The following is a 12,453-nucleotide window of genomic DNA, read 5'->3' as shown; positions in this document are numbered from 1 at the left end:
TTTGACCCTTTATGTCCTAGTTTGATTCCGGCGATGCCTTTGGTTTTAAATTGCTTTTTCCAATAACCAATAAAAAATTTACTTACACCTAATATTTTGCTGATTTCATGGTAGATATTACCTGAGAGCGCCATCCTTACAGCTATTGCTCGTTTGAGTTCTCTGGCATCGATATCGCTTTTAATGAAAGATTCTAATTGGGCTATTTCTTTTTCTCTATCTTTTTGTTGCAGTTGTAAGTTATTCATTTTTTATTGTCACAAGCAAGTATTGCATATAATTATATCATAGTCTTGATAATGATTTAGGATTGCTATATTAACTGCCAACTGCCAACAGTCAACAGTCAACAGTCAACAGTCAACAGTCAACAGTCAACAGTCTAATGACTAATGACTAATGACCATTTCCTTTGTGTTTTCGGTAGCCAGCGCTGATACTTCCTGGCAAATGGGAATCTCGATGACAAACTCTGCACCTTCCCCAGGCGTGGAAATACACTGCAATTTGCCTCGGTGTTTTTCAACTATAATCTGATAGCTGATTGACAGTCCCAAGCCTGTGCCTTTGCCAACGGGTTTAGTAGTAAAAAATGGATCGAACAACTTGCCAATAAGTTCTTGATTGATTCCCATCCCGTTGTCGGCAATGCGAATTGTTACTGTGTCTGAATTCGCACTGGTGCTAATCCGAATTCGGTTGTGGTGAGAATATATATCGTTTGAAGAATGAGTGCTGTTGTACTCTTCGAGGGCGTCGATCGCATTTCCTAAAAGATTCATAAATACTTGATTGAGCTGACCTACATAGCACTCGACTTTTGGAAAATTGCCGTATTCTTTGATAATCTCAATAGCAGGACGAAGTACATTAGCTTTGATCCGGTGCTGCAAAATTAGCAAAGTGCTTTCGATTCCTTCGTGAATGTCTACTCGCTTCATCTGCGATTCATCCAGTCTGGAAAAGTTGCGTAAGGATACAACTAAGTCGCGGATGCGATCGGCTCCTACTTTCATTGATTCCAAAATCTTCGTAAAGTCTTCCATTAAGTAATCAACTTCAATATCTTCGGCTGCTTCTAAAATTTCCGGGACGGGATTTGGGTATTTTTCCTGGTAAAGATGGAGCAAACCGAGCAAGTCTGTGGCGTATTGGCTGGCGTGGGTGATGTTGCCGTAGATGAAGTTAATGGGATTGTTAATTTCGTGGGCGACGCCGGCGACTAGCTGCCCGAGAGAAGAGATTTTTTCGGTTTGGATGAGTTGAGTTTGAGCTTGGTGCAACTCGCGGACAGCTTTTTCGAGTTCGGCTGCTTGCGATCGATACTGTCCCTCTGACTGCTTGAGTGCTTCCAAAACTTGTACTCGATCGCTAATATCCGTGTGAGTTCCCACCCATTCGCGAATGCAGCCGTCTGCTGCTAAAACTGGAACTCCGCGCACCCAGAAGTGTCTGTAGCTACCGTCTGCAGCCCGCAAACGGTGCTCGACTTCGTAGAGACTTTTGGCTTCTACTGCCCGCATCCAAGCTTGCGCCGTGATCGGTCGATCGTCTGGGTGAATTGCCGAAACCCAATTATCTGTAGCTTCCTCCAAACTTTGACCTGTATATGCCATCCAGTCGATCGGTGCGATCGGCTTTCCCTGGGCGTCTGTCATCCATACCAGTTGCGCGGTGGCCCTTGCCAGCGATCGGTATCTTTCCTCGCTCACACGCACAAATTCTTCGGCTTGTCGGCTGGCTGTCACGTCGCGCAAAATTGCTGTGAATATGATTTCGCCTGCCACTTCGAGTTTGGAAATAGAAGCTTCGGCGGGAAATTCCGTACCGTCTCGGCGGCGGGCGAAAATTTCTTTGCGGTTGCCCATTTTTCGGGCTTGTTTAACGCCGCCGCCGAAATTGCTGACGAGGAGACTATGATGCGTAGCAAAAGCTTCGGGCAACAGCAGGCTCAGGGATTGCCCGATCGTCTCAGCAGCCGTCCAGCCAAAAATCCGTTCTGCACCTTGGTTGAACAGGATAATTTTTTGGTTGGCATCGACAGAAATAATCGCATCGTCGGCAATTTCTACAATCCCGGCGAAACGAGCTTGAGACAGTTGCAGCGCCTGTTCAGCTTGTTTGCGATCGCTCATGTCGCGGGCGATCGTCGAAATGTATGTGAGTTTGTCGTCAGGTGCGGAGTGGGAGATGAGGACTTGGCTGACGGGAATTTCGAGTCCCGATCCTGACACGAAGGTTGTTTCTCCACTCCAAAAGCCCTCGGAAACAGCGGTGGCGATCGCTTGATTCAAATTGCTGCGGGCTGACGCTGGCGTGAATTCTGCAACTTGTCGCTTGGATATATCTTCGTTTTCGTCTATACCCACCATTTTTCTGCCTGCTTTGTTGATGTAAACGGCGCGTCCTTCTAGGTCGGCGATACCTACAAAATCCGGCGTTGCTTCCAGAATTGCTGCTAAACTTCTGTTGGCGATTTCGGCTTGTTTGCTTTCAGTAATATCCCGCGCGATGGTAACTATACCGCTAATATTTCCTAGTCCGTCCCGGTAAGCACTTTTTGTAGAAAGAAATGTCCTCAAATTTCCTTTAACTGGCAGGTCTTCTTCGATCGCTTCCGTTGTTCCCGCTGCCATAATTGGGCGATCGGTTTTCCTAATATTGCCCGCAATTTCCGGCGGAAATAAATCGCTGTCATCTCTGCCGATAATGTCGTCTACAGACTTGCCAATTATACTGGCTCCCGCAGCATTTAGCATTAGGTAACTGCCCTGAATATCCTTGACAAATAGGGCTGCAGGCGTACTGTTGATGACTGCCATTAACAGGTTGTAGTTTTTTTGAAGCGCCTGCTTTGTTGTTTGAGAGTCGAAAATTTGCTGTTGCAATTGCTCGTTGGTGATTTGCAGTTGGAGAGTCCGTTTCTCAACTTGAGTTTCTAAGTCTGATTTAGCTTTCCTCAGTGCCAGTTCCGCTCGATAGCGCTTCCGGTCTGCGGTGCAGAGATTTTTTGCATTCTGCCAAATCAGAACTGTAAAAATAATCACGTTCAATACGCTTAACAGCGATATCCCTACCTCCGGCGTGTAGGCTTGTAACCGCTCTCCCAATAGGATGAAATAACCGACTAAAGGCGGGATAATGATTGCCCGTGGCAACAAGCGCCTCGCCATGATGCCGCCCGCGCGATCGCTCGTCATTACTGCGATCAATCCTCGTTCTGGACTGGCAAATAAAATGCCGAAGCTCAGCAACATAAATGCTACCGAAGTGTGCAAAGCCATGCCTGTATTTTGGCCAATTTGGTAAAATAAAGCTTTGTCGTAGAAATAGCCTATCAAACCCGTAAATGCAATTAAAAATGCTGAACTGCTTAAGATTTGAATCCGCAGGTATTTAGGCCGGCTTTCTGACAGCAGCAGCAGCGCTGTTCCCAGCAATAAAAAAGCGCCCGCAGTATTCGGCGCCATGCGTCCTGGTGTTCCGGTGATTGTCAATGTGTAACTTTCTTTAAATAGCAGTTGGTCGATGCCTAAGTCTAAATTAAAGCTATATTGAACTAGGGTTAATAGGCTAATTAATATAATTAAAAATGAACATCCCCAAATTAAATATTTATGATTTTTTTGATACTTTCTTGCTGTGAATTTGGTGCGCCGGATCTGTTGGATGAATAGAGAAAAGCCGCCCAAAATAAAGCAGACCGCAGTATTGGCTTTCATCGTCACGAGTCCGGGCAGAATGCTTTTTAAGAATTGCAGATCGAATATCCAACCCAAAATGACTGTAAAGCCGATCGCCATTACTGCAATACTCGCTTTTTTGGAAAAAGACTCGACAGCAGCCATTCGGGTTGAGGGCGTTTGCAGTTGTTGTGCTCGTTCAAAAACTTCCAATTTCTCGATCCCTCTAATTATTGGGTTTCTACGTATTTAAGGTAACAATAAACACTCTAGTGATATTGTTGCCCGCTATACAAAGCTGCTTAAAATTTTCTCAAAGCTGCTAAGCATAAAATACAAATTATTTTATCTAACTTTAGATAGATAGTCAAATAAACGTTGAATGCTCTTATGTAGAAGGCATTCGACAGAAATGACTAATTTTTTTATGTGTAAATTTAAAAAAAATTTCTTGTTCCTTGTTCGTTGTCGCTTCGATTTCGGAAATTGGCGCCCGATTCATCGGCAAGACCGAGTGTTTTTACTCAGTACATCGAGGGATAATGGTAGCGGATGAATCACTCTGCAACAAGATCACTCGCATTGTAAACCGGGTGCTGCGGGTGTGGGAAATGCGATCGGCAAAAAAGTTACGCTAAACAGTTCTTTAAAAGACTTGACAATATACACTAAATTGCTTATTTTTTTACTAAAAAACTATTACTACAATCCTCAATCTTATACCAATTATTAAAAGTAGCAGAACCCGGTAAGGACACGGCATTGCCGTGTCCCTACAGACGGTCGCATACAATCGTGTTCGGTTTTGTTCATCAACTAATGACAACAGTCAACTGACAACAGTCAACTGACAACAGTCAACTGACAACAGTCAACAGTCAACAGTCAACAGTCAACAGTCAACAGTCAACAGTCAACTAACTCCCAAGTTTTGAAGTGCTTCCAAAGCTTCGGTTGCTGACGGGTAACGCTGGGGGAAAGCGTACAGCACCATCTGGTCTAAAACGCGAGCCAACTCCGGGGTGACACTTGCATTTTTCTGCCAGATGAGATTCCCTAAATTATCAACTCTGAGTTGTTTCGGGCGCATTCCTGTTAAGGCTTGAATCCCGATGATCCCGACAGCATAGATGTCGCTGCAAAATTTCGGCGAGCCGATGGCTTGTTCGGGAGGAATATAATCTTGCTGAGTCCCACCGCGAGATTTCGTTTGACCGATGCTGTTTTGTGAAGTGTTGATTTCTTTAACTGCTCCAAAGTCAATTAATACAATCTTGCCATCTGATGTCCGTCTGATTAAGTTTTGAGGGTGAACGTCGCGGTGAATTACATCTTGTTTGTGAACAAAAACAAGCACTTCCAAGATATCTTTCAACAAAGCGATAACCTGATGTTCTTCCCAGGGTTGACCTTCGATTATTTCTTGATACAGGGGTTGCCCTTCGATGAATTGATAGACTAAATAAAAATATCCATCTTCTTCAAAGCGAGCTAACAATTCTGGTATCCGATCGTGTTGACCCAATCGATATAAAACCCGCGTTTCTCGATCGAATAGGTGGCTGCTTCTCTCAGACTGGCTTTTCAGGCGCTTGACGAGACATAAAGGTCGATCGGGCAAATTTTCATCTTCAGCCAGATAGGTATCGCTGTACTCAGTGCTGACCAAATGTTCTCTGATTCGGTAACGCATCCGCAGCAGCTTTTGCAATATCGGATCGACAGAATTAGCTGGCTGTGTGCCTTTTTGTACAGATCTCATGATGCAGTCCCAAAGATTTGCTCCGACTACTCTTTCTTCTTGTCCAATAATTTCTGCTTGTCTCAGTACCTTGGTGAGATATTTCCACAAGTTGTAGCCGACATACCGCCCTAGGTAGCCCACTGTGTACCCGCGGGCGATCGGATCGTTTTGCTGAATTTCTTTGTACGTCAAACCCCCTAAAACGCCTCGAATTATAGACTGTTGCAACCGACTCAGGTGTTCTCCTGTTTGTTGGTATACGAAATTCTCTAAGAAATTAATGGCTTCTTCTAGTGTCATAGCTTCATGTGTTAAGTTACTTGTAGACGCTCTGCACATCTTTTTTGCTAAAATAGCCAATTGCCAGGGATGATGTATAGCTTTCCACTCACCAATTATCCAGTACCCATTGCGTTGCAATCTGGCAACAAAATACCCCTATATTTGTGTTATATATGATTTAACTTAACTTTAATATCTTGTCTCGTTCTCGAAATATATTTTTACAAATATGACTTTTATGACTTTAAGTTATAAAATTTATGAATTGACTTTATAAAAAGTTTGGGTTATTCTGAAAAATCAAAGTTTCAATCAGGGAGTAGATCTATGATGCTTTTAAAAATATAGCATTTATAACCGCCCCGCTTAATTGGGGAAAATACATCTGAAAGCGTTACTTGGTCGATCGCCAATGCAACGCCAGGAATTCCAACGCTATCTTAGGGTTTGTGGAAGATCTAACGCTGGCTCAACTTCCAAGCCGCAGTATATCCGTTCAGGAATTTTCATCATTTTTCATAGGTGTGTAGTGAGGGCGCAGAGTCTTCTTCAATGGAGATTAAGGACTAAACTCCTTACTACAAACAACGTCACCTTTCTGGAAATTTACAAATTTTTTAACTTATGTCAGGCATCAACACGAATCCTACCAATACCGATCGCCTTTTTTTCAGTCAACAGCCAAATGCTCTCGCCACATCAGCATTTTCAGTTAACAACGACTTGCTCAAGCGAGCGATCGCTCCATTCAATATTTCTAGTTATAGTGCTGAATCTAGCTTGACTAATCTCACAGCATCCAGCACCGATCAACAGACACAAACTGCGAATTTTTTTGTACCTAATGCCAGCCCGGCCTTCAGTCACTCTGTGAGCGATGCCGAACTCAAACCGCAGTCACAGTCAGCGATCGCAAACACAGATCCCCTAACGGGAACGAGATATCCCTCTCAGTTGAATTTCTCCGATTCAGATAACTATCTTTTTACAGCTCGTAATGTTGTTGGCATTCAGAACGGTAGCATCAGCTTAACTGAGTTCGTGGGGACAGGCGATCCCGATGATTTCTACCGATTCGATATCAACACTAATAGCAATTTTAGCCTGCGTCTCGACGGTTTGACGGCGGATGCTGACGTAGACCTAATTCAAGATAGAAACCGCAACGGTGTAGTTGATTTGGGTGAAACTATTGGCTATTCTCAAGAGAGTGCCACCATCCCGGATATGATTAATTTATCCAATCTGGCTCCAGGGACATACTATGTCCAAGTCTCTAGCTACTCAGGCTCTACCAATTACAACCTGACTATTTCTGCAACACCTGTGCCTGTATTGCCTGATATTCCTACACCTAACGGTGCTTTTAATCGCAATTACGGCTACGGTTTAGTGAATGCAAATGCAGCAGTTAGCCGCACCCTGAACCGCTCAACTCTCTTCCCTGATGTTCCTAATTTGGGCGAGAATAATTGGGGGCGAGACGCGATAAATGCGCCTGAAGTGTGGGAGCAGAACATTACAGGAAATGGGATTGTTGTAGCTGTCGTCGATACTGGTGTTGACTACTACCATCCCGACTTGGATAATAATATTTGGCAGAACACTGATGAAATTGCGGAAAATGGCATTGATGACGATCGCAACGGATTTATTGATGATATTCGGGGTTGGGATTTTCTGTATAACGACAACTACCCAATGGATCTGGATCTCAATGGTCACGGGACTCACATAGCAGGTGCGATCGCGGCGGAACGAAATGATTTTGGTATCACAGGAGTTGCGCCCAATGCTAAGATTATGCCTGTCAGAGTGTTAGACACCTTTGGCTACGCCGAGTGGAGTAATCTTGCTGCTGGAATCCGGTATGCTACTGATAATGGAGCAAATGTAATTAACGTCAGTATTGGAAATGAGTTTTACCCTTCCAACCTGGTGAATGACGCAATTGAGTATGCAAATAACAAAGGCTCTGTTGTGGTGATAGCAGCGGGAAATTCGGGTTTTAGCCAGCCTGATTATCCTGCTCGTAATGCCGATCGCAGGGGAATTGCCGTGGGCAGTATTGATATAAACGGCAGGATGGCTGACACCTCGAACCGTGCGGGTTCCACACCTTTGGAGTACGTAGTTGCTCCTGGAGTAGAAATCTATTCTACAACTCCCTATAGCGCCTATGACACCCTAAGTGGCACGTCTTTTGCAACGCCACACGTAGCGGGTGTAGCGGCTTTAGTTTTGAATGCTAATCCGACTTTAACTCCGGCTCAAGTAGAATACATTTTGACGACAACAGCTAATCGGAATGGGGTGACTGTATAGCATCCATCGGGTAAATGAGACAGGGGTTTAAACCCCTGTCGTGGCACTACTACAACTTGGGAAAAATGAATCCCCCCTGCTTAATTCTTAATCTTGCTCACATAGCCCCACAAACTGTAATCGCGACTCAGCCAACCCCGGAAAAAAGCCATCTGAGTCGGATCTTCTTGTACCCGTTTGTAGCGGTAAATAATCCGTTCGTTAATCATTTGCAACGCTGTATTTCTGTTATTTGCCCCTTTCAGCGCTTGCTTGGTGCGGGCATCAAAAACTCCCGTTTGCGGCAATCCTAATGCTTGCTGGAGAAAGGTAATAGAGTTATTAATACCGAAATTAACGGCGGTGTCAAACATGACGATCGCCAAAGCCGGCTGCATCGTGCCGGAGAGGCTCGAATCCCAGTAATATTTATAAATTTCTAGGAGCTCTGCTTCCGACATCTGCGTCACGTCGAGGGGCGGAAGCCCACGACTGTAGCGGTAGGCGTTGTATTCCGTTTGCAAGACGCCCCGATAAGTTCTGCCGCCCTTATCGGCAGGGTGATTGCTGAATCCGCCCTCAAAATATAGGGTGAAATAAAGAGCAGTTTGAAATAATTTTTGCGTAAAGCTGGCTGTCTGCTGCTGCTGTGCGAAAGTCTTTTGGGCAAAGGGTAAGGGGATTGCTAAGGTTAACAAGAGTATCCCCAGCAGGAGGTTTGGTTTCCACTTGATGTTAAGTTGGCGCTGTGTCGCTTGCTTGTCGCTCATAAATTCTCTGTGACGATCGCCCGTAGTTCCGCTAAAACTGCTACTCTGCAAAATAATATAGATTCAACCTTTAACTTGATAGCACAGATAGGCCGCAAAATGAATTCCGATTTTCGCAACCAATCCGAAACACCCCAATTTGAAGATGCTGCATCCCTGACAGTCGCTGCAGAAACCTATTACTCTCAAGGCAATTTAGCAGCAGCCGTCGCTGCTTGTCGCCGAGCTCTGGAATTGCAACCGGATTGGGCGGCGGCTTACGTGACAATGGGCAATGTGCAGCAAGCAAGCGGCCAAATTGAGGAAGCGATGCGGTTTTATTCCGAGGCGATCGCTCTGAATCCCGATTTTGCTGAGGCTTATGCTAATTTGGGCAGTATGCTCTACAAACAAGGGCATTTGGTGGAGGCGGTTGTCAATTACGAAAAGGCGATCGAACTTAAACCAAATTTGGCTGCTGCTTACTGGAATTTGGCAGGAGCACTGAAGCAGCAGGGGCAGAAGGAAGCAGCGGTAGCATACGAGCAAAAAGCTCTCGAACTCAATCCCCACCTTGCTCAGGTAGATTTTCACTTAAATTTAGGAGATAAATTAGCGCAGCAAGGGAAGTTAGATGAGGCGGTGGCTGCATGGAAGCAGGCGATCGCATTTAAACCCGATTTAGCCGAAGCATACTGTCAAATTGGCCGAGTTTTGCGCCACCATGGTCAATTTAAAGACGCAATACCGAACCTTCAAAAAGCCCTAGAAATTAAACCCGATTTTATTGCCGCTCACCAACATTTGTGCGACATCCTCAGAGATACTAGCGATTTAGCGGCCGCGCGGCAAGCCGTTCACAAATACAGCCAAATGTGTGCCGAAACCGATCCAATTATGACCGCGATTTACTTCGTCAGCACCTATCAAGTGTCGGGATTGAATCAAATTGCGATCGATCAATTTTTAGAGCTAGAGTCATACTTGCAGCACAACTTAGAAACCGCTAGCCCGGTGGAAATTAAATCGCTTTATGCAAACTTGTTATTCAGCACACCCTATTTGCGAGATGACTTGGCGGCCAACTCAAAACTTTACAGATTAATTGCCCAAAAGTATATCGACCAATGTATTAAACCTAATTTTTCTCAACCCGCAAATTACAGTTTCAAACCAACTGCCCCATCCAGCAAGTTAAAAATCGGCTTTTTGTCCAATCACTTCAGTCGCCATTCTGTAGGTTGGTGCAGCGCTGACATTATTCGCGAATTGTCCGACATCACACCGAATGTGTATTTGTACGCTTCAGAAAGAATTATTCCTGACGATCGCACTCAGCAATTTGAAAGTTTGGGCAAACTGACTTTTCCGACAACCTACCCCAACGGACTTGCCAATTCTGCCGAAATTATAGACCAAATTCAGCAAGATGAATTGGACATTTTAGTTGATTTAGATTCTCTCAGCGTACCCGTTAACGCTGACATTCTCTACCAAAAACCCGCACCAGTTTGTGTTTCTTGGCTCGGATTTGATGCGCCTTACATATCCCCAGAAAATTACTTTCTTACAGACTGGCACTCGCACCCAGCAGACAGGGAAAAATATTATGACGAGCAGCTAATTAGGATGCCGGATTCCTTTGTAGCGGTGTCCGGTTTTCAGAGATATGGAGTCGATCCGGTTGCATTGAGAAGGTCGCATCGGATCGGCTTGGATCAGATTGTTTACCTGTGCGTCGCTCCCGGCAGAAAATTCAATAGCGAGTTGGTAAAAGCACAAATTGCGATTCTCAAACAAGTGCCTAACAGTATTTTGATTCACAAAGCTTTAGGCGATGCTGCAGTGTTTGAGGCTGCATATCACCAAGCTTGCGAAGCTGAGAAAGTGAGCAAGCACCGAATTAAGTTTTTGCCGAGGTTTGCTACTGAGGAAGAACACAGAATTATCTATTTGCTGGCCGATGTGTTGTTAGATTCTTATCCTTACAACGGAGGAACTCACACTTTAGAGGCTTTGTGGTTTAATTTGCCTGTGGTGACTCGCACAGGAGAGCAATTTTTGTCGAGAATGGGTTATTCGTTTTTGCAGACTTTGGGAATTCAAACTGGCGTGGCTTTGTCTTGGTCGGAATATGTGGAAGTGGGTGTAAAATTAGGCAAAGATCGTGAATTGAGAAATGCAATTAAAGCACAGTTGGTGAAATCTAAAGATCCAGCCAATTTGTCGCCGCTGTGGAATGCGAAAAAGTTTGCTAGTGATATGTATGCGGTCTTGGAAAAATTATGTAAGATAGGATAAATGCTGGCTAGTGACTACTGACTAATGACTAATGACTAATGACTAATGACTACTGACTGATGACTACTGACTGATGACTACTGACTACTGACTAATGACTACTGACTGATGACTACTGACTAATGACTAATGACTGCTGACTAATGACTAATGACTAATGACTACTGACTACTGACTACTGACTACTGACTAATGACTTCAACACTTCCAACTATTAAGTTTTTAAAACAGCCGACTTCGGAAGCTTGGATAGAACAGGCGATCGCCCATTTGGATACAATCTTATTAGACCATTCTCACTGCGAGCGGAAAGCGGCGGGAGTAGCGTTAAATTTAATGTTTCGCTACCCAGCACGGGAAAAATTGGTGAGGATGCTAACGGCGATCGCCCGCGAAGAATTAGAGCATTTCGAGCAAGTCAACCAGCGGTTAGAACAGCGCGGCATTGCTTTAGGCCCTTTGGCTGCACCTCCCTATGGTGCTGGTTTGTCCGCCCAAATTCGCAAGCAGGAACCGGAGAGACTTTTGGATTCTTTGTTGGTTTCTGGTTTGATAGAAGCGCGCAGTCACGAACGGTTGGGGCTGCTGGGCGATCGCTGTCCCGACGCGGAATTAGCTAAGTTTTATCGCAGTTTGATGGCTTCGGAAGCGCGCCATTACGGTGTATATTGGATTTTGGCAACAACTTATTTCGATCGGGATATTGTGATGCAGAGGTTGGAGGAATTATCATTAGTAGAAAGCGAGTTGCTGGCAATTATTCATCCCGAACCGAGAATTCACAGTTAAAATTGAGGTGCATTTAAAGATTATTGTAAAATACAAAAAATAACTCATTTTACAGTTTCTCAAGTCAAAAAATAAATATACGTTGCAATAACCAATGAAAACCAAACATCTGGATTTTTTAATTCGTTCCTGGGAAACCCGCGATCGCGCTGAGGCGTTCTATTTAATTAGGGATGTTTTAGCAGAGTACGGTTTAAAATGCGAACCTCACGGGGCAGATCGAGATGTTTATGATGTAGAACTACATTATCATAATCAAGGTGGCGAATTTTGGGTAGTTGAACGGCAGGATAAAATAGTCGGTACGGCGGCTTACTATCCGATTGAGCGCGGAAATAATGCTGTGGAAATTCGCAAAATGTATATTTTGCCAGCAGCAAGGGGACAAGGTTTGGGGAAATTTTTACTGCAAGAATTGGAAAGTAAAATTATCGCTCGTGGCTTTGAGGAAATCTGGATTGAAACTGCTAGCATTCTCAAAGAAGCTGTAAAAATGTACGAAAATAGCGGATATCTACCGACAACTGGTGTGGAGACGCCAAGGTGCGATCGGGTTTACGTAAAATCTCTAGGTATAAAAAAGCATAATTACTAAAAATTA

At 44.4% G+C, this 12,453-nt stretch carries 8 protein-coding genes; 4 read left to right on the top strand and 4 right to left on the bottom strand.

Going from position 1 to position 12,453, the window contains the following annotated elements; all coding sequences use genetic code 11:
* The 3 genes from QUA36_RS15285 to QUA36_RS15275 all read right to left on the bottom strand — a co-directional run.
* The coding region (locus QUA36_RS15285; RefSeq protein ID WP_333458272.1) for a helix-turn-helix domain-containing protein at positions 1-248 on the bottom strand (248 nt) is incomplete at its 3' end.
* Positions 249-389: 141 nt separating this feature from the next.
* Positions 390-3,896, bottom strand: a complete 3,507-nt coding sequence (locus QUA36_RS15280; RefSeq protein WP_333458271.1) for a PAS domain S-box protein — start codon at positions 3,894-3,896, stop codon at positions 390-392.
* Between the two features lie 700 nt (positions 3,897-4,596).
* Positions 4,597-5,727: a serine/threonine-protein kinase gene (locus tag QUA36_RS15275; protein WP_333458270.1), complete on the bottom strand. Its 1,131-nt coding sequence runs from the start codon at positions 5,725-5,727 to the stop codon at positions 4,597-4,599.
* 606 nt (positions 5,728-6,333) lie between these two features.
* On the opposite strand from QUA36_RS15275, the gene QUA36_RS15270 reads away from it, so the two are divergent.
* Positions 6,334-8,034 (top strand): S8 family serine peptidase, encoded by a 1,701-nt coding sequence (locus QUA36_RS15270; protein WP_333458269.1) that lies wholly within the window; start codon positions 6,334-6,336, stop codon positions 8,032-8,034.
* An 80-nt stretch (positions 8,035-8,114) separates the two neighbouring features.
* Here the strand turns inward: QUA36_RS15270 and QUA36_RS15265 are convergent, their stop codons facing one another.
* Positions 8,115-8,783 (bottom strand): glycosyl hydrolase 108 family protein, encoded by a 669-nt coding sequence (locus tag QUA36_RS15265; protein ID WP_333373030.1) that lies wholly within the window; start codon positions 8,781-8,783, stop codon positions 8,115-8,117.
* A gap of 99 nt (positions 8,784-8,882) precedes the next feature.
* Between QUA36_RS15265 and QUA36_RS15260 the strand changes: the two genes are divergently transcribed.
* The 3 genes from QUA36_RS15260 to QUA36_RS15250 all read left to right on the top strand — a co-directional run bounded on the left by QUA36_RS15260 (position 8,883) and on the right by QUA36_RS15250 (position 12,447).
* Complete coding sequence (locus tag QUA36_RS15260; RefSeq protein WP_333458268.1) at positions 8,883-11,063, top strand: tetratricopeptide repeat protein; 2,181 nt, start codon at positions 8,883-8,885, stop codon at positions 11,061-11,063.
* 192 nt (positions 11,064-11,255) lie between these two features.
* Positions 11,256-11,852 carry a tRNA isopentenyl-2-thiomethyl-A-37 hydroxylase MiaE gene (locus QUA36_RS15255; RefSeq protein ID WP_333458267.1) on the top strand — a complete coding sequence of 199 codons (597 nt, stop codon included), beginning with the start codon at positions 11,256-11,258 and terminating at the stop codon, positions 11,850-11,852.
* 94 nt (positions 11,853-11,946) lie between these two features.
* Complete coding sequence (locus QUA36_RS15250) at positions 11,947-12,447, top strand: GNAT family N-acetyltransferase (RefSeq protein ID WP_333453030.1); 501 nt, start codon at positions 11,947-11,949, stop codon at positions 12,445-12,447.
* The last annotated feature ends 6 nt before the right edge of the window (positions 12,448-12,453 follow it).

The organism is Microcoleus sp. Pol10D4 (assembly GCF_036701555.1).
GTDB lineage: Bacteria > Cyanobacteriota > Cyanobacteriia > Cyanobacteriales > Microcoleaceae > Microcoleus.
Note: the sequence above shows the minus strand (reverse complement) of the source record. Positions and strands in the feature narration are given on the sequence as shown.